At 61.1% G+C, this 18,959-nt stretch carries 13 protein-coding genes; 3 read left to right on the top strand and 10 right to left on the bottom strand.

Annotated elements, in window-relative coordinates:
* Window positions 1–29 precede the first annotated feature (29 nt).
* The 10 genes from AC2YJX_RS01725 to AC2YJX_RS01770 all read right to left on the bottom strand — a co-directional run bounded on the left by AC2YJX_RS01725 (window position 30) and on the right by AC2YJX_RS01770 (window position 13,734).
* Window positions 30–836 (bottom strand): DUF7281 domain-containing protein, encoded by an 807-nt coding sequence (locus tag AC2YJX_RS01725; RefSeq protein ID WP_487255107.1) that lies wholly within the window; start codon window positions 834–836, stop codon window positions 30–32.
* Window positions 833–2,065, bottom strand: a complete 1,233-nt coding sequence (locus tag AC2YJX_RS01730; protein WP_487255108.1) for a hypothetical protein — start codon at window positions 2,063–2,065, stop codon at window positions 833–835. Before AC2YJX_RS01730 ends, AC2YJX_RS01725 begins: the two co-directional genes overlap by 4 nt.
* Window positions 2,062–2,733, bottom strand: coding sequence for a hypothetical protein (locus tag AC2YJX_RS01735; RefSeq protein ID WP_487255109.1), 672 nt, complete (start codon window positions 2,731–2,733; stop codon window positions 2,062–2,064). Before AC2YJX_RS01735 ends, AC2YJX_RS01730 begins: the two co-directional genes overlap by 4 nt.
* Window positions 2,720–6,424 carry an ATP-binding protein gene (locus AC2YJX_RS01740; protein ID WP_487255110.1) on the bottom strand — a complete coding sequence of 1,235 codons (3,705 nt, stop codon included), beginning with the start codon at window positions 6,422–6,424 and terminating at the stop codon, window positions 2,720–2,722. Before AC2YJX_RS01740 ends, AC2YJX_RS01735 begins: the two co-directional genes overlap by 14 nt.
* Before the next feature lie 331 nt (window positions 6,425–6,755).
* Window positions 6,756–7,289, bottom strand: coding sequence for a response regulator (locus tag AC2YJX_RS01745; protein WP_487255111.1), 534 nt, complete (start codon window positions 7,287–7,289; stop codon window positions 6,756–6,758).
* Between the two features lie 17 nt (window positions 7,290–7,306).
* Window positions 7,307–8,650 carry a response regulator c-di-GMP phosphodiesterase, NosR family gene (gene nosR / locus AC2YJX_RS01750; RefSeq protein WP_436129274.1) on the bottom strand — a complete coding sequence of 448 codons (1,344 nt, stop codon included), beginning with the start codon at window positions 8,648–8,650 and terminating at the stop codon, window positions 7,307–7,309.
* A 3-nt stretch (window positions 8,651–8,653) separates the two neighbouring features.
* On the bottom strand, window positions 8,654–9,607 hold the full coding sequence (locus tag AC2YJX_RS01755; protein ID WP_121506330.1) for an ATP-binding protein: 954 nt from the start codon (window positions 9,605–9,607) through the stop codon (window positions 8,654–8,656).
* Window positions 9,608–9,619: 12 nt separating this feature from the next.
* Window positions 9,620–10,462 carry an HDOD domain-containing protein gene (locus tag AC2YJX_RS01760; protein WP_487255112.1) on the bottom strand — a complete coding sequence of 281 codons (843 nt, stop codon included), beginning with the start codon at window positions 10,460–10,462 and terminating at the stop codon, window positions 9,620–9,622.
* The gene (locus AC2YJX_RS01765) at window positions 10,459–10,788 is read right to left on the bottom strand and encodes a hypothetical protein (protein ID WP_055397891.1); all 330 of its coding nucleotides are present in this window, start codon (window positions 10,786–10,788) and stop codon (window positions 10,459–10,461) included. Before AC2YJX_RS01765 ends, AC2YJX_RS01760 begins: the two co-directional genes overlap by 4 nt.
* A 15-nt stretch (window positions 10,789–10,803) precedes the next feature.
* Entirely contained in the window at window positions 10,804–13,734 is a 2,931-nt protein-coding gene (locus tag AC2YJX_RS01770; protein ID WP_487255113.1) for an EAL domain-containing protein, read from the bottom strand.
* A 505-nt stretch (window positions 13,735–14,239) separates the two neighbouring features.
* On the opposite strand from AC2YJX_RS01770, the gene AC2YJX_RS01775 reads away from it, so the two are divergent.
* From AC2YJX_RS01775 to AC2YJX_RS01785, 3 genes are read left to right on the top strand one after another with little or no spacing between them, the layout of a single operon-like run.
* The gene (locus tag AC2YJX_RS01775) at window positions 14,240–14,674 is read left to right on the top strand and encodes a putative pterin-binding protein (RefSeq protein WP_233573424.1); all 435 of its coding nucleotides are present in this window, start codon (window positions 14,240–14,242) and stop codon (window positions 14,672–14,674) included.
* 36 nt (window positions 14,675–14,710) lie between these two features.
* The gene (locus AC2YJX_RS01780; RefSeq protein ID WP_487255114.1) at window positions 14,711–17,770 is read left to right on the top strand and encodes a hybrid sensor histidine kinase/response regulator; all 3,060 of its coding nucleotides are present in this window, start codon (window positions 14,711–14,713) and stop codon (window positions 17,768–17,770) included.
* Window positions 17,763–18,959: a response regulator gene (locus tag AC2YJX_RS01785; protein WP_121506326.1), complete on the top strand. Its 1,197-nt coding sequence runs from the start codon at window positions 17,763–17,765 to the stop codon at window positions 18,957–18,959. The genes AC2YJX_RS01780 and AC2YJX_RS01785 overlap by 8 nt, the downstream gene beginning before the upstream one ends.

Here is an 18,959-nt window from a genome sequence, read left to right on the forward strand (position 1 = left end):
TACCTTCTGCGAAAGCTGCTCCAGAAGGATCAGCAGGCCCTCGGAAAATGCTCCTGATCAAGCCCCATCTCCACCCTCTTCATGAGCCCCCAAGCGAGCCCAACATCGCCACCTGCAGGCTGGACTTCCAGATGAGGCCGTGACACCTCCACGGACCCCAGATACAGAGTCTTCCTCCGCTGCGCCCTGACAGCCGCCTCCAGACTGTCCAGCGGCGGCAAACACAAGGCCTCGCGCCGTGGCATTGAAGCGGCCATGGACAGCCCCTTGGGATCAAAATCAAAGAACGCCAGCACAGGACGGCGGTCACGCACCAGCAGCTCGTTCGCCACGTCCGTGCGGAAGTACCCCGGCGCTCCCCGGAACAGCGCCAGCGCGGGTCGTCCCTTGAGGAATCCCGCCAGCCACTGGTATTCGTGCAGCCGCAGCATGGGCTCCAGGTTCTCACAGAACACCAGGACCTCGTAAGGCAAGGCCAGCGCTTGGCGCACATCCATGCACAGCATGCTGCCCGTGGGGATCTGAACCTCCGGCAGGCCCAACGGCACCACCGCCACCAGGCCCTCAGAGACGCGCAGGGCGCCCCATTTCTCGGATTCACCAGGTTGCACCTGACTGCGCGGTACCGGCTCCACCTGGCGCGACGGCTCAAAGCCCCGCGCTTTGAGCAGATTGCGCGCCACCTCAAAGTCTCTCTGGGTATAGACCACCCTCCTCCCCTGCACTTTCCCGATGAACTCGACGTTGAGGAAGTATTCAGCGGTCGCGCTGTAGGGCCGGAAAGGCGGCTCTGTCTCGATCAGCCGCCTCAGGAACGTCAACTGCTGCTGGTTCATACCTTCGCGGCCCCCGCAACCAAGGCCGGGTGGACCATCGCATCGTGGAACCGGTGCCGGAACCGCTCACCGGGGCGCGCAGGGCTCGATACCACCTCCACCCGGTATTTCTGCTCCCGCAGTGCCAGGACGGCAAAGCCCAGCCAGATATGGGGCTGCAGGGTCTTGGCAAGGTCGTCGGTCTCGCGCCATTCAGCCAGCGAGAACTTGTCGGTCCCGCGCTTGGCGGCACCGGCCAGTCTGTCCAACGCAATCGCGGCGTCGGACTTCTTTTTCACGGGCCGCTCATCCACCACCCGCTTGAAGCGCTTGATCTCCTTGGGTTGGGGCTCTACAGGCTGTGGAGGGAGCGCCGCAACCTCCTTGACCATGGCCTCCACGAACTGGTGGTCGGTGTCCTGGGGCTCGATCTGAGGCGCGAAATCCGGCAGGCGCGCGGCCAGCAGGAATGCCGGAATCTCCACCGAAGGGTCCAGCTCGAACCCCGGCCATGAGGGCTGCTGGCGCATGAGCAGATCCAGGCGCGCGAGATGCTTGTGGCTGTCCTCCACCTCCCTGATGCGGAAGATCTCCCGCGACAACTGCGCCTGCATCTCGGCCATGGCATGCTGCCAGGTCTGCAGGTGGGCCTGCAGGTTCATGCGGACGAACTTGGCCAGCTCAGGCATCCCGCGAGCGGTTGCCTCGCTCTCTATCCTGTCAAAGACGCCAGCCATGCGTGACATGTCTTGGGCGAGGATGTTGGCTTCGCGCTGGTAGAAGCGGTTCTGCGACTTCTTGGCCTCAAGCGTGCGCACGTTGCCGTAGCGAGTGGACAGGAGCGTGTGCAGGTACAGCAGGTTGCGCTCCACGCTGTCCCCGATATCGAAGACCGTGGATTCGATGGTCTCCACGATGTTCTCCACGGCGCTGTAGTCCTTGGCGCGGTACAGATCGTCCACATCGTTCCAGAGCTGATGCGCCTGGCTGATGCGCGAGCCGATTTCGGCCAGAGTCTGGTAGGCCGGGAAGAGCTGCAGGTGGTCGTTCAGGAAGTCGCGCAGTTTGGGGTGCAGCCGATACCCATCCTCCCCCGCAGGGCGCAGGGCGTTGGCCTGCCGCAGAGCCCCCACGGACGCCTGCGGGGCGTCTTGCGCCGGCACGATGATGCCGTCGCGCCGGGTTTGCTCCACCACCTCGGCATGCTGATGGAGCGTCTTCAGTACGTCCTTGGTCGGTGAGGAGGTCATGCAGCCCCCGCCTCGGGAGCCTCAGCCTCTTCCAGCCGCGCCTGGGGGTCGATCTGGTCCACCACCTGGTCATCGGAGATGTGGGGGGTGTTTTCGTTGATGAAGGCAATGAGCTGCAGCAGGTAGTCCACCTTGCCGGTGAAGGTGTAGCCCTTGCTCACCTCGTTGGTCTGCTGCAGGTAGCCCGCTTCCTCCAGGATCTTGAACATCTTCTGGACACGAAAGACCGTTGCACCGCTGTCCGTCACACGGTTATCGGCGAGTTCTCGCATGTCGGCCAGGCGCCGCTCCAGCGCGGAGGAGTTGCGCACCGCCTCGCTGATCTCGGTCAACCACACCACGTCGCCCGCGTGGAGCTGGGGATCGCTCCCCTGCGCCTCGCGCAGCAGGTTGAAGAAGCCCACATAGGGCACAAGCCGGTGGCGCACCGTTTTGAGCTCCTCCCGGATGCGAGCACGGGTGTCGGTGGTGGGCGATTCGTCGTAGGCCATGAAGAACGCCCCCTCGTCGTGAAGACGCGCCAGCCGATATCCCACGGCCGACAGCCACTCTTGGGCCTGCCGCTGGCCTTCCTGCGTCGCCAGTGCCTCGTACTCACTCTCAAACCGGACGTGGCAGACAAACTCACCCTTAGCGAGCAGCTTGAGCGCGGATTTAAGCGAGTTCATGCTCGGCCTCCAGTTCGTGGGTCTCGTTGGTGAAGATCGCCCCGGTGTTCTCGAACAGGCTCAGGCGCGGGAAGTGGCGCGCGAGCGCCGGATCGACACTGGGGCTGGCGCTGATCACGTCGATGTTGTTCAGGGCCAGGGTCTTGAGGAAAGCGCCGACATTCTTGGCGTCGAAGCGGCCAAGCTCATCGGTCACCCACACCAACCGCACCGGTGAGGAGCCCCGGATCATCTGCACGAAGCCCATGAGGAACATGGCAGTGATGAGGGCGGAATTGCCGTTGGACGACACCGCGCGGAACTCCTCCTCATTGCTGATGACGGAGCGCTTGCCGTTCTCGTAGAGGCTGAATTCGAGGCGCACCTGCTCATTCAGGTCCACCTGCACCCCACCATCGGAGCGCAGGATCTCCTTGTACTCGCGTACCAGGGCGACATCCTCATCCGAGGGCAGCTCCATGCCGACACGGGAGTACGCGCGCCCTGTGAGCGCAATCGTGGGGCTCTTGTCCCGCATCTTGCGCAGTACCGACAGAAAGGCCTGCTGGCCCACGCTCGACGTGACGCGCACGCTCAGGTTCTTGAAGCGCTCGAAGTGCTCAGTTGTGGCCAGCGCCCTGCTCAGCTCGGTGTTGAAAGTCGCCACCAGGCGGTCGAAGGTGTCCAGACGACTCACGAACACGCTGGCGTTTTCGAAGAAGCCGTTCATCTGGTGGGTGAGCTGCTCGATGAAACTCCCGCTTTCAGTGCGCTCGAACCAGTCGCACAGCTGCTCCGCTTCGAGCCACAGGTACTCGTGCTCCAGACGGGTCTGACGGTCAGGTAGCTCCTTGCGCTTGAGTTTGAGCCAGTCATTGGGCCCGCCCTCCTTTTTCTCAAACTCATTGCTTAGGGACAGGACCTCGCCACGCAGTGCCGCAGCCTCATCCACCAGGGTGTGGAGTTTGCGCGTCACCTCCTGGTCGAGTTCCAGCATGGAGCGCCCGGTGTAGGCGCTGTTGGGCACAAAGTCGAGGAAGTCTTTGAGTTTCTGGTCGCGCAGTTCCTCCAAGCGCTGTGCGTCATTGGCGGCGGCTGAAATCTGCCCATCGAGGGCATCAAGCACCTCCTTGGCCTGCTTGGTCAGATCATTTAGGCTGGTTTCCAGATTCCCAAGGCGCTCAGACGCCTTCAGAAAAGCGGTGTGCAGATCTCCCACCCTGCGCCGGGTGGTTTCAAAGTGCGGTAGCTCCACCGTGCAGAATTTTTTCCACGCAGCCACCTCATGCCGGTTGTTGGCAATCGCTTCAAGCTGGGCCCGCAACTCTTGCAGCTCTCCCTCCACGGCATTGATCCGCACGGTATCGAGCCCCATGCCAGCCAGCTTGCGCTCGTAGTCCTGTCGAGCGTTGTTCAGATCGGTCTTGAGGGTCGCTTCAACTCCCTGCGCCTCGGCATCCAGCTTGTTGATCGCACTCGTCATCTCGGCTTCCAGGGTCTCGGCCTTGAGCTTGAATTCCTCATGGATTGCCTGGCGATTTTTTTTGACGCCTTCGCGGATGCCGTGTTCCTCCCTGCCAAGGGCTGTGAGAACCGCCTGCAAATCAACAAGGTCCTTCCGAGCCTGTGTCTCTGCAGCGCCGCGCTCGGTCTTCACAAGGCTGTCGAGGCGTCCTTTGTCTTTGAACGCAGCATCAAAGGCCGACTTCGCCAAACCAAGGTTCGCTGCCGCACTGCCATGGTCGGTACCAGCCTGTTTCAGCTTCAGTCGGGCTTTTTCCGCGTGGTCTGCCGCTTTGTCCACCGACTCGTTGATGTTTGCCAGTTGGCCTTTTGCCGCTCCAAGCTGCAGGTGCACCGTATCCATCGAGAACCACTCAGGCAGGGGTAGCTCCTGAGTGCTCACCGTGGCATTGCCGACCACCACGGCCCCCTCCTCGCCTCTCTGTGCGGCTGGGATGTCCAGCATCGCAGGGGAGAGGTCGGTGCGGTGGATCACTGCCTCAGCGATCAGCTTGCTGGCATGGGGCCATACCGGGTCGTTGCTTTCACGGATGAAGGCGAGCAAGGAACCGGGTTCCGGGGTGACCTGGGCGGTCAGGGCCTCAATGTGGGCCAGCAGCGCTTTCTGACTGGTCTCAAGACCCTCCACGGCCCTGATAGCCGCTTCAAGCTCACCGCGAGCCTGACCCTCATCTTTTTCGCGTGCCAAGGCGGTTTCCCTGGCTGTATCGTGATCTTGGCGGCGCTGTTCGAGAATGGCCCCTGCATCCTCTTGTGCAGCAAGGCTCTCCTCCGTGGCAGCGGGATTTTTGATCTTTTGGGTGATCTCACCTTCGCGTGTGGCCAGGCGGTTGCGCTCCTCGGCGATCTCGGCAAGTCTGGGGGGCTCCTCCAACGCCTGCAGGGCAGCATCTTTGTCATTCCCAAGGGCCAAACGCTTATCGACCCACGCGCGTTGTGCTGTGGCTTTGCGCTCAGCGATCTCATTTTGCTGACGCTGCGAGGATTGTTCGATTTCGAGACAGCGCCTTTCGTGCTCGGTCTGGAGAGAACCCGATTCAGAGGTAAGGCGCTGATGCTCTTTCTCTTTGTCACGCGCCTGCTGCTGCAGTGCGGCTTCCCTGGATTCATTGTCCGCAAGGGTCTTCGCATCGATCAGGTCGAAGTGATTCTGGCGACTGATCACGGCCTGAAACGCTGCATTGAGGCGCTGCCACTCGTCATGGGCTTCGGTCTTTTTCCCACCGGCCTCCCTGATGTCGTCATTCAGAACCCCAAGCGCCTGCTCGAAGGCCTCTGCCTGGGCCCTGCGATCAATGGTCAACCGCTCTTGGTCCGTCGCTGCCTGGGCGAGTGCTGCCTTGACGGCCACATGCAGCGAGCACAGCTCCATGTGAACCCCTTTGATGCGGCCGATGCGTTCCTTCATCCGGTCAGCGTCGGGTTTGCGCTTCGAGATATCAGCCATGTGGGTGCGGCTGTCCAACCAGGTGGTCACATCCTCCCTGCGCTGCTTGAGTTCGCGCACGTTCTGGCGCTTCGATTCCGTGGCCTGGTCCTCGGCCACGCGCTCCAGCACGATGTTCTGCAGGTCCCGAAAACTGATCTTCTCGTTGGCCATGGCGGCTGCAATCTGGTTGAGATTGCGCAGGGGGCGTGGCCCCAGTGAATGATCGCGGGCCAGCAAAGCCATCTGCTTGGCGTTCTTGCTGCTCATGCGCTCATTCAGGATGACGCTGCGGTACTCGTTGAGCTGCAGGACGGGCGAGACATTGATGTTGCGCGCGTGGAGCCGTGGGGCGAACTCCGTGCGTGTCACAAACGTGTTGTTCTCGTCGTAGAAGAAGGTTTCATCGAACCCGGCAGAGACGATCCGAAAGTCTGGGATGTCCTCGCCATCCTTGGCGTACATCACCACCGTGCGCAGATGGGCGTCACTCTCACGCTCGTACTCATAGGCCACAGCGCTGCTGGGGTCGGGAAGCGTGTGCCGGATCATGGACGCCTTCCCGGAACCCTTGAGGACCTGGGAGGGAGTCGCGCCGTAGAAGAGTGGGATCAGGCGCAGAAAGGTCGTCTTGCCCACCCCGTTGTCGCCCACCGCCAAAACTCCGCCGCGTGGGTCCAGCTCCGAGATCCGCCCCGAAGGGTTGCTGTCGCTGGGGTTCCTGATGTTGATGGCGATGATGCGGCGAAGCTGATGGGGCATGTGGGTTGATCCCTCAAATTAGGTTTTCTTTGTGAATTCATTGTGCCTTCACTCAAAAACCGCATCGGGAACCCGATGCACCGCAACATGTGGGAGCTGCCTACAGATGGGAAAAGAGTCGGATCCGCAAGGACAATCGTGACGCGTGTCATTCCGATAGGACTCTTATGTCGCTGATCGCGACAGAATTCACCCTCTTCCGTCAGTAACGGCCGCAGCTAAGTGATTGTTTTTATTAGTTGCTCCTTTGTGGATGGACAGGGAAACTCATGTCGGACAGCTCCCGGTTCTGCAATCCAGCGTCCTGGCACCACGACCAAAAGGCATAACGCTAGTTCTCGGGGCCCAAAACCTCTCCATTGGGCCCCCAGGCCACCTGCGTCAATCCGGGTTCCATGGCTTCCAATCGACGGCGCTCCAACTCCGTTGCACTGAGCTGCCCCAATTCATGCCGCCCCACGTCGGCAAGTTCACTTTCATGGCGCAGTTGATCCGCTCTCTCCAGGGCTGAGCGGACGTGGCCAAGCAGGTCTTTTTCATCCCAGGGCTTCAACAGATAACGAAAGACTTCTGCGTCATTGACGGCTCGCATCAGGTTCTCCGAATCGGACGACGCGCTTAAAACCATCCGGACTGCCTTGGGCTGAATGGTTCGCACCAGACCCAGAAACTCCACGCCAGTCATGAGCGGCATCCTAAAGTCCGAGATCACCACGTCAAAGGCGGTCTCTCTCAGTCTGGCCAAGGCAACTTCCGGATCCACGGTCTCTTCAATGCGGAGCTCAGAACCGAGTCCCGCCCGCAGACTGCGCTTGATTGCAGCCAAGACGTGGTGTTCATCATCGAGCAAGAGAATTCTCTGCATGGCTGGCTCCCTCTCCGTTACGGTTTTATGGGCAAGATCATTTCCACATCGTCCCGCCCTTCGCGCAATCGCAGCCTCTTGATCAATTCGGCGGTGAGCACGTGATCGGCGGCAAGCAACACGGCGCCTTCGCTGGACAAAAGATCGCGCGCCAGAATCATGCCGGGTCGAAGTTGTGCCGTTCGCAGCATGCGCGGCGGAGCGTCTGCAACGGGCGCAGCCTTCAGGAGCATCTGCAGGAACACATCCACCACTTCTGGATGAAACTGGGTTCCCCTGCCCCTGGCAATCATTGATCGTGCGTCTGCAGCACTCAGGGGGGTGGAGCTGAGATGGCCGATCTGCAGATCATCGTAGGTATCTGCCACAGCGAGGATGCAGGCCCCCATTGGAATCATCTCCCCGACCAGGCCATCTGGATATCCGAGCCCATCGTGCCGCTCGTGGTGGCTGCGGATGATGTTGGACACCGTCTGCATGTCATCCAGCGCCATCAGTGCCTGCTCTCCCAGAACGGCATGCCGTCGGTATTGCGCAGTTTCTTCATCGGAAAGCTTGGGAACGGGTTTGGCCAGCAAGGTGTCAGGCAAGGCAATCTGCCCAATGTCATGCATGAGCCCTGCGATGAACGCGTCCTGTTGATCCGCTTCCGCCATGTTCATGGCCCGTGCGGTGCGACGGGCCAGATCCGCCACACGGCGCGAGTGGCCGGAGAGTTGCCCACCTCGCCACTCCATGAGGTTGGAAAACACCTTGATGGAGGTAAGGTAGTTTTTCTTGATCTTTTGACTGAGCTGGAGCAACTCGCTGGTGCGCGCCGCGACCTTTTCCTCCAGGGTTTCATTCAATTCCATCAAGGCCTGGTTTTTGGCCCTGAGCAGTTCTTCCAACCGGGTTTTTTCGTCTTCCAGGGCATGCCGCTCAAAAATCTGGTGAGCCGTGGCAAGCACCTCACCGTCATCCCACGGCTTGGTGATGTACCGATAGACTTCCCCGCTGTTGATGGCCGCGATGGTTGACCCAATGTCAGCGTAGCCTGTGAGCAGTACGCGTGTCGTTTTGGGCCACCGCACCCGTATCTGCTCCAGTAACTGGGCCCCGCTCATTCCGGGCATTCTCATGTCGGAGAAGACCAGATCCACAGGCTCTTGCTCCAGGTGCGCAATGGCTTGTGCACCACTCGTGGCCGTTGTCACCTGGTATCCGCTGCCACGAAACAGCCGCCTGAGCGAGGCCACAATGTTGGGCTCGTCGTCCACGCACAGAATGCGCCAGACGCGCTGACCACCGCCCTGCAGACTGGCGCCCTCCTCTTGCAAAGCCGCCCCTGACAAGGCGGTGACGTCGATAGGGGAATTCACACCTCAAGCCTCCTGCGGGTGCTGAATCGGCAGCGTGACACGAAAACGAGTCCCAACCCCCTGCTCGCTGAACACGTCAATGCTGCCAAAGTGCTTTTTGACGATGCCATAGGAAAGAGACAGTCCAAGCCCGGTCCCTTTGCCCACCGCTTTGGTGGTAAAGAACGGGTCGAAGATTCTTCCCAGATTCTCTTTGGCAATGCCTTCTCCGGTATCCTGTATTTCCACCCATACCCGGCTGTCGTCAGCGCCGGTGCTGATGGTGATGACGCCCCTGTCTGCCTGGATGGCGTGCGCAGCGTTGACCAGGAGGTTCATGAAAACCTGATTGAGTTCAGAGGGAAGGCACTCGATATCCGGGAGTTCACCGTACGCCTTGACGACCTCCGCCTTGTATTTGATTTCGTTGTTGACGATGTTCAGTGTGGAATCAATGCCATGGTGCAAATCGGCCAGGACCCACTTCTGCGAGGTGTCCACCCGGGAGAAATCCTTCAGGTTCTGGACAATATTGCGCACCCGCGTGATGCCGTCTTTCGACTCTGCCATCAACGAGGGGATGTCCTCCTTCAGAAAGTCCAGTTCTATCTTTTCGCGCAGAGCCCTCAGACGGGCTGCTGCCGGAGTGCCTGCCAATGCGGACTCGGCCTCTTCATAGGCAGCGAGCATCTGAAAAAGATCACCCAGATAGCGTTCGAGAGTCCCGAAATTAGAGAATATGAATCCAATCGGATTGTTGATTTCGTGGGCCACCCCGGCAGCCAGTTGCCCGATGGAGGCCATTTTTTCCGACTGCATGAGCTTGTCTTGTGCATCCGAAAGTTTGGCATTCAGTTGCATCAGCTCCTCATTGGAGCGCAGCAGTTCCTTGACCCGGTCTGCAGTGACATCGGCGACAGAGAGCGGCGAGGATGTCGTGATTGCGGACTCAGCCAATAGCGGATCGTGAGAACTCATGTCAACCCTCCTTCAGGCCAGCAACGCGTGACAGACGACGTCGTGTTGTTCAGCAACGGTGTCAAAAACTTCCCTGTAGTCCTTCTCACCCAGCGCGAGCCTGCCCCAGGCATCCAGTGACAGCAGCGGCACCATGTCATCTTCCTGGTGCGAAAGATCGAGGCCATGGGCAATGTTGTCAGCAACATGGACGAGATCCATGAGCCCTTTGCCAGCATGGGACCGAGGCCGGTGATGGCATGCGATGGCTGCGACGATCTCTGGGGCAAAGTGCCAATGCTCAGCGATGAGGCCGCCGACCTCTGCGTGGTCAACACCAAATTGATGCTGTTCTGCAACGTGCATGAAACAGTCATGTTCTGTCCGATATGCAATGGCCTGGGCATATTCCTCCTCATAGGAGCTGAGCAGAACCAAGCGCCCAATGTCATGCAACAGCCCCAACGTAAACGCGGCGTCTTCGTCCAATCGGGTGCGCTGCGCCAGGGCCCGGCAGGTAAGCGCCGTACCGATGGAATGGCACCAGAACGCATCGAAGTCGAAGCCTTGGCAGCGCGACTTGGCAAACCCGCTGACAAGGCCTGCGGCCGTTGCCACGCCGCGCAATGTGCGCAGCCCCAGGATTGCCGTAGCCTCAGTGATCGAAGTGACCTGACGCGGCAACCCGTAGAAGGAAGAATTCGCAAGTCGAAGGGTTTTCGCGGCAATGGCCTGGTCGTGCGATATCTTTATGGCCAGTTGCTCCGCCGAAACATCGCTGTCGCCAAAGGACTGGATCAACTCCAGCACGACTGCTGGCAAGGCAGGCAATCCGTGCACGCTGTGCAAGATTGCATCCGCAGTGAGTTGCTTCATGGCCTCTCCTCAAGCCGGTGCCTCAAAATCATGTGCAGCAATGGGTTGAGCTGCCCTGCCCGCAGGGCAGGCCTGAACAAGTGCAACAAACGCTGTTCCGTCAGTACCCGCTGCTCAACCGGATCCACTTTTCCATTGCGCTGTGCTAGCTCCTCGGGGGCATTCACAAAAATCGTGTCGATACCTCGATGCTGCAAGTTGTTGAGAATTTCGCGCGTGACAGGCGTCCCCTCTGGCAACAGAAGTTGCGCATGGGCATCCAGTACGGGCTGCGCTAAAAGTAGTCCCTCCGGAACCCGTTCAGTGGTGGTAGCAAGAGCTTGCATGGGCGCGCATAGAGTTCAAGCCGCACTGCCTGGCACCAAGACCAGCAATCGACCTCGTGAATGATTTTCTCCTCCGATGGAGCGGCATACAACGCGAAACGTCTCTCCCGCGAGTTGCACATCGTGGTAGCTCTGATCGGCGGCTCGCCATACATGGCGCAGATCTGCCGGTAGCACGTCGTCCGCATCCTGTCCCAACAACGCGGTGGTCCTTCCAAACAGTGCTTCTGCATCTGCATTCACAAATGCCACCATGCCCTCCAGGTCCACCCCGATGACCGCCGCAGGAATATGATCCAAGACCTCCCGTGCGACGCTCAGGCTACTCTCTTCGCGGTGGATCTGCTCACGTTGATTCGTTAGCAACTGTTGCAAACGGTCATTCACGGCAGTGAGTTCATCGTTGGCTCGCAGAACTGCACTCGCCAGCCGCCGATTCTCATCGGCCATTCCCTTTTGGGAGAACGCTTCCGCCACATGCCCGCGAAGCCGCTCGTCATCCCATGGTTTTGTGAGGAACTTGTAGATAGCCCCTTCATTGATCGCATCGGTGATGGACTGAAGCTCCGTGTAGCCAGACAGCACCATTCGTACAGTGTCTGGATACAGCTCCTTGGCCCGGCGCAGGAACTCCACCCCCGTCATACCGGGCATCCGCTGGTCCGAGACAATCACATCCACCGAGTTTTCGGCCAACCTTTGCAAACCTTGCGCCCCGCTGTTGGCCGTCACGATGTGATAGCCATCCCGACGCAGTAATCTGCGCAACGCAGAAACAATGCTGTCCTCGTCATCAACGAGCAACAAGGTACGTTGTTGGGCGCGGCGCAATAACAAGTGCTCAGGCAAGGCCTTGCTTTCACGCAACAGGGAACCCATGGCGTCGGCCGTTAGCAGCCCGCTGAAATAGTGCCCTTGCATCTGGTCACAGCCGTTGGCGATGAGCAACGCCAGTTGCCCCTCGGTCTCAACACCTTCTGCCAACACTCTCATCTGCAGGCTGTGCGCCATGTTGATGATCGCGCGCGTGATGGACACATCTTGAGAAGCTGCCGTGACGTCGTGGACAAACGAGCGGTCTACCTTCACCACGTCAATGGGCAGTGTGCGCAGGTAGCTCAGGCTGGAATAGCCGGTGCCAAAATCATCCAGCGAAATCTCGATGCCCAGGGTCTTGAGGTCGCCCAGAATCCGCGCGATGCGAGTGCTTTCCCCCATGAGCGCACCCTCGGTGATCTCCAGCCCCAGCAGCCTTGGATCAAGGCCGGTTTCGATGAGGATCTTTTCTATCTTCTGAGCCAGATCGGGTTGTTGAAGCTGGCGAGCCGACAGGTTGACGGCAACCCGGCACATGGAATGACCAGCGCGCTGCCATTCCAGCGCCTGGAGGCAGGCGGTGCGCAGAACCCATTCACCGATCGGCACGATCAGGCCGGTTTCTTCAGCGGCCCGGATATAGCTGGACCGGGAAATTAATGCGCCATCGGGGGATTTCCATTCAAGGAATGCCTCGGCACCAATGATGGACCCGCTGACCAATTCGAGTTTGGGCTGAAAATGCAGTTCAAACTCGTTGCGTTCCAAAGCTCGACGCAATCCCGACTCCATGACAAGCCTGGAGATCGCCTTGGAATGCATGCCCGAACTGAAAACGCAGATTTGGTTCTTGCCCAGCTCATGGGCGCGATACATCGCCGCTTGCGCTTGCTGGAGCAGTTTTTCAGGATCATCCCCGTGCACGGGGTAGAGGGATATTCCGATATCGCAGGTCACCTTGATCTCGTTGTCGCCAATGGCAACCGGAAGGGACAGCGCATCTACCAATGAGGCGGCGGTGCCCCGTGCCATGGCTTCATCCACAGACTCTTCCCGTGCCAGCACCAAGGAAAACTCGCCGCTTCCAAAGTGCGCCAGCAGATCGTCCTGGGAAACCTGGGGCTGGAGCCGTCTGCCGACCTCCATGAGCAACTGGTCCCCAGCTGCGTGGCCCAGTGATTCACTGACAAGCTTGAGTCTGTCAATCTCAACGCTCAGGACCGCAATGTGCCGCCCTCCCCGCGCGGCCTCGCGCATTTTGGTATCAAGGTATTCCGTCAGCGCGTTGCGGTTCGGCAGCCCGGTGATTTCGTCGGTATTCGCGAGCTTGTCCAGTTTCTGTTCAGCCGCCCGCTGCAGGGTGATGTCCTGCAGGAGTGTGACCGTCCTGATCACCTTTCCGCCTTCATCGGCCTCGGCAAGGACCCGGTGCAGCACCGTGCGCAAGCTGCCGTCGGTGTGAACAATACGGTGCTGAAACTCGCAGACGTCGTCGGGGGAAACGCCCTCGCTGATGGCCTGAACATAGGGGCGCTCTACCGGAGGTACGCGCGCCAGCAGCCAGTCTGTACCGGGGGGCGTCTCGGTGAGCGGGATTCCCAAGATGGCATGCATGCCCGACGACAGGGTGACCGTCCCGGACACCAAGTCCACCTCCGCAGAACCAATGCGCGCAAGCTCTTCAGCATTGCGAAACAGCTGAACACGCTGCTGCGCGTACCGCGTGGCCGCCTGGATTGCACTGACGTCATGCAACGTGACCAGGTCCGCTGCTTGCGCCGACAGAAAAATGCGCACGCCCCAGACCTGGGCGCTGAACCGCTCGCCGTTCTTGCGCAGGCATTCGACCTCATAGGCTTTGCCTGGGACCCCCGCTACCCGGGCGTTCGTCTGCTCCCGCACCATGTCCCGGTGCTCGGGCACGCACAGCAGCATGGGATCCATGCCTCTGAGCATCTCTTCCCTGGAGTATCCGAAAAGCTCCAGGAGCTTGGGATTCACAAAAAGGAACCGCCCCTTCTGAATCACAAAGACGGCCGCCTGCACCTGATCTACCAACAGCCGGTAGTCGGGTTCAGAAAGTGCCATTTCCTGTTCAAACGGCCGGTCTTCAGTATCGAAACTACCCATGGTGAGATGCCTTGCCAACACGGAAATGATGCGACCACGTTATGCGATGCAGGGCTGTGCGGCTCATTGAGGACCTCTGTGGCCTCACTACCGACGGCGCTGCATTGCGCAGATAGGGGGCCAACGCTTGCAGAGCTTTCGTGAGCCCATGCACCTCCCTCCCGAATGATGGGCGCAGGCGACAAACCTGCTTTGGAATATCGGACCTGCTACCCACTGTACTTATCCCCTTTGAGCTTGTCACGGCCTTGCAGCGAGTGCACAGGCAGGGTATGTCCTGCTATGCCGTGTGAGCGCAGCCCTGGTAGGTGTACCCATCTGCGTCGCTGGAGCATCACAAGACCCATGCTGCTAGAAAACGATTTACATTTTGGGCAACTGTCTGCAAGACTGTTGCAAAAGGGGGAGCGTTATGCATACGAGTCTTTCAGGGGCACGCGTTGCCTTGTGGCTGGGAATCGCAGTTATCGCGGTCGCTGCGGCGACGCTGCCCCAGGCCCGCGCTTTGGACAAACCCACCGGCACGGTCGTTCTGACCATCGACGGCGCGATCAGCCAGACCAACAACGGCTCGCAAGCCCAGTTCGACATGGCCATGCTGGAGAAGCTGCCCCAGCACAGCTTCTCCACCCAGACCCCCTGGTACCCCAGCGCCGTCACTTTCACTGGCCCCCTGCTGCGCGATGTGCTGGCGGCCGTGGGCGCCAAGGGCAAAAACATCACGGCGGTGGCGCTCAACGACTACAAGACGGAAATCCCCATCGACGATGCCACGCGCCACGACGTGATCGTTGCCCGGCTCATGAACAACCGCCCCATGCGTGTGCGCGAAAAGGGGCCGCTTTTCATTGTCTATCCGTTTGACACCAAGGCAGAGCTGCGCAGCGAGCTGTACTACAACCGCGCCGCCTGGCAGCTCCATATCCTGCGAATTCGCTAGTCCACCCCCTCCTCCCAACTTCCCAGGAACCACACCATGATCCGGGGCAAGCACTTTCTGCGGCTGATCATCGCGGGCCTGGTGGTGGCGTATGTGGCCATTGCCGGGGTGCAGTACCACCAGTACCGCAGCGTCGAGGCGGTCATGCGCCGGGGCGACGTCAATGCCCTGTGGTCATTCCTGCAGCTCAATGTGGAGTACGAAAAACTCGACCACGCCCTGCACCAGTTCGAGCTGGACCCGCCCAGCCTGCCCATGGACCGGCTGGAGCTGCGCTATGACCTGTTCCTGAGCCGCTTCAGCGCGCTGGAGAGCGGCACCGCCCGCACGCTGATGCAGGAGGAACCGATCTACGCCACAGCCCTGGAAGCACTGCAGAAGTTTGTCGCCGCAGGGGACAACCATTTCGGGCAGAGTGTGGACGCGGCATCGAGCCAGACAAATATGCGTCTGTTGCGGGCCGAGCTGAACAAGCTGCGCGACATCGTTCAAGAGCTGTCGCTGCAGGCATCGCGCATCTCCGCCTTGCTGGGCGACCGGCGCAACGAAGAGGTCAAGCACCAGACCCTGCTGACCACCGGGCTGACCGCGTTCCAGGCCATCCTGACCTTTTTGCTGGCCATTGCCATGGCGCGCCAATTCCTCCAGCGTGAAAAGGCCACCTCCCAGGCCCTGGAGGCCCAGGCCGAACTGGTGGAAGCCCTCAAGCGCAACGAGGAAGCCCTGGAGGCCCGGGTAGCCCAGCGCACCACGGAGCTGCAGCGAGCCAACGCCGCGCTGCAGGAACATGAGGATGAACTGGAGGTGGCCCGCGCCAAGGCAGAGGACGCATCGCGCATGAAATCGGACTTTCTGGCCAACATGAGCCACGAGATCCGCACGCCCATGAACGCCGTGATTGGCATGAGCCACTTGGCGCTGGCCACCGAGCTGACCGCGCGCCAGCGCGACTACGTCGAAAAGATCCAGCGGTCGGGACAGCACCTGCTGGGCCTGATCAATGACATCCTAGATTTCAGCAAGATCGAGGCGGGCAAGCTCGAAGTCGAGGTGGTGGATTTCGACCTTCATGCCGTGCTCGACAACGTGGCCAACCTGCTGGGCGAGAAATGCGCCAGCAAAGGCCTGGAGCTGATGTTCGACGTGGACTCCCACCTGCCCGCCGACTTGCGTGGAGACCCCCTGCGGCTGGGGCAGATCCTGGTGAACTACGCCAACAATGCCGTCAAGTTCACGGACGAGGGCGAGATCATCGTGCGGGTACGCGAAGCAGCGCGGGATATCCAGGGCGTGCTGCTGCGCTTTGAAGTGCAGGACACGGGCATCGGCCTGACCGAAGAACAGCAGGCGCGCCTGTTTCGCTCGTTCGAGCAGGCCGACACCTCCACCACGCGCAAGTACGGAGGCACCGGCCTGGGCCTGGCGATTTCCAAGAAACTGGCCAGCCTGATGGGCGGCGAGGTGGGCGTGCACAGCGCGCCGGGCAAGGGCAGCACCTTCTGGTTCACGGCGCGACTGGGTTTGGGCGCGGCCGTGCAGCGGCCACTGCTGCCGGAACCCGACCTGCGTGGCCGCCGCGTGCTGGTGGTGGACGACAGCGAACAGGCCCGGCAGATCCTGGCCGAGCTGCTGTCCAGCATGAGTTTTTCGGTCACGCTGGCCAGTTCGGGGGCGCAGGCCGTGGACTTGGCACGCGCCGCGGACCTGGCAGGCAGGCCCTGCGAAATCGCCTTTCTGGACTGGAAGATGCCTGGTATGGACGGTTTTGAAACCGCCCGCCAGCTGGCCCAACTGCCCCACCCTCCGCGCCCGGTCATCGTCACCGCGCACGGGCGTGACGACGTTCTAGCCGAACTCACACGCACCGGCATCGGGCTGATGCTGACCAAGCCCGTCAACCCATCTCAGCTTTTTGATGCCGCCATGCGAGCATTGGGAGGCGCGCAGCGGGTGGACGACGGGCGGCGCCTGCCAGCCTCAGCGGTGCGAGGCGCCAACCTGGCATCGATCCAGGGGGCGCGTGTGCTGCTGGTGGACGACAACGACCTGAACCAGCAGGTGGGCAGCGAACTGCTGGCCAGCGCCGGGCTGGTGGTGGATGTGGCCGACAACGGCCAGGCCGCACTCGACATGTTGGCCCGAGGCACCTATGACATCGTGCTCATGGACATGCAGATGCCGGTGATGGACGGCCTCACCGCCACGCGCCAATTGCGCCAGAACCCCGCCTGGGCGCGCCTGCCGGTGCTGGCGATGACCGCGAACGCGATGAGCGGCGACCGCGAGCAGTGCCTGGAAGCGGGCATGAACGGCCACATAGCCAAGCCCATTGACCCCGACGCGCTGTTCGCCGCCCTGCTGCAATGGATTGCACTGCCGCACACTGGGGGCGCCAGCGGTAAGACTGTTGCCCTGCAACCTGCGGTGCCTGGCGCTCCTTCCTTGGCGCTGGCGGACACCCCCGACCCGCTGACACACATCGAAGGCCTGGACACCGCCACCGGGCTGCGGCGTGTACTCGGCAAACGTACGGCCTATGAGAGCCTGCTGCGCAAATTCGTGGCCGGACAAGGCAGCGCAGTGAAAGAAGCGCGCGCGCACCTCGCGGCCGCCCAGCCAGAGGCGGCGCAGCGCGCCATGCACACGCTCAAAGGTACCGCTGCCACCATAGGCGCGGTGGGTCTGGCCGAACTGGCAGGCGCGGCGGAGCAAGCCATTGCACACAACGCGACCGCCGACGTCCTCGAAGCCCTGCTCCCGCCCGTAGACACCGCCTGCCAGACCCTGGTGGCTGCGCTGCAGAGCGCCCTGCCCCCTGAGGCAGACACGCCCGGCACGGGGAGTGATGCCAGAACCCCGTTGGATGGCGCGCAGGCCCGCGCATTGGTGGAACGCCTTGGCGCCCTGCTGGAAGACAGTGATTCCGACGCCATCGAGTTGTTCAAGGACTCCGGCCCCAGTCTTCAGGCCCTGCTGGGCCCCGCCTACGCCGACATGAAGCGGCTGCTCGACAACTACCTCTTTGCCGATGCGCTCGACGTGCTGCGCAAGGCGGGGAACGATATACAACACAAGGAGGACCCAGTTCATGAATAGCCCATTGGAATTGAGCGGCAAATGCACGGTGCTGGTGGTGGATGACACCCCGGGCAATCTGTCGCTGATGAGCGACCTCCTGCGCCCCGACTACAAGGTCAAGCTGGCACCCACCGGCGAGCGCGCGCTGCAGATCGTGGCGGCCGAAAAGCCCGACCTGATCCTGCTCGACATCATGATGCCGGACATGGATGGCTACGAGGTGCTGCGGCGCCTGCAATTCAACCCCGAGACCGAAGACATTCCGGTGATTTTCCTCACCGCCATGAGCGCCACCGACGACGAAACGGTGGGGCTGGAGCTGGGCGCAGTGGACTACATCACCAAGCCCGTCAACCCCGCCATCACCATGGCGCGCGTGCGCAACCACCTGCAGCTCAAGCGAGCGCGGGATTTGCTCGCCCACCACAACCACTTTCTGGAGCAGGAGGTGGCCAACCGCACGCGCGCCCTGGCGGAGCTACAGGACGCCACCATCCGCGCCATGGCATCGCTGGCCGAAACGCGGGACAACGAGACCGGCAACCACATCCGCCGCACGCAGCACTATGTGGAAGCGCTGGCCCGCAAGCTGCAGGACCATCCGCGCTTTCGCGACGAACTCACGGAAGACGCCATCCAGGTGATCTTCAAGTCCGCCCCGCTGCACGACATTGGCAAGGTGGGCATCCCCGACCGCATCCTGCTCAAGCCGGGCAAGCTGACGCCTGAAGAGTTCGAGATCATGAAGACCCACACCACACTGGGCCGGGACGCCATCGTGGCGGCAGAAACCGAAACCACGCAAAACAACCCGTTTTTTCGCTACGCCAAGGAAATCGCCTACAGCCACCAGGAAAAGTGGGACGGCTCAGGCTACCCCGAAGGGCTGGTGGGCAACACCATCCCCCTGTCGGCACGGCTCATGGCGGTGGCCGATGTGTATGACGCGCTGATCTCCGAGCGCGTGTACAAGGCCGCCTTCTCCCACGAGACGGCGGTAGAAATCATCCGCGACGGCCGAGGTAGCCACTTCGACCCCGACATGGTGGACGCCTTCCTCTCGCTCTCCGAAGAGTTCCGGCGCATTGCGCAGCAGTTTGCCGACAGCGAACATGCGCTGCAGGCGCAGCGCGACCGCATTGCCCAGGACCTCTCTACCGAGGGTGTGGTCATCGGCGAAGGCAGCGTCAGCAGCAGCGGCGGCTAA

The sequence above is a fragment of the Acidovorax sp. SRI_002 genome (assembly GCF_057586455.1).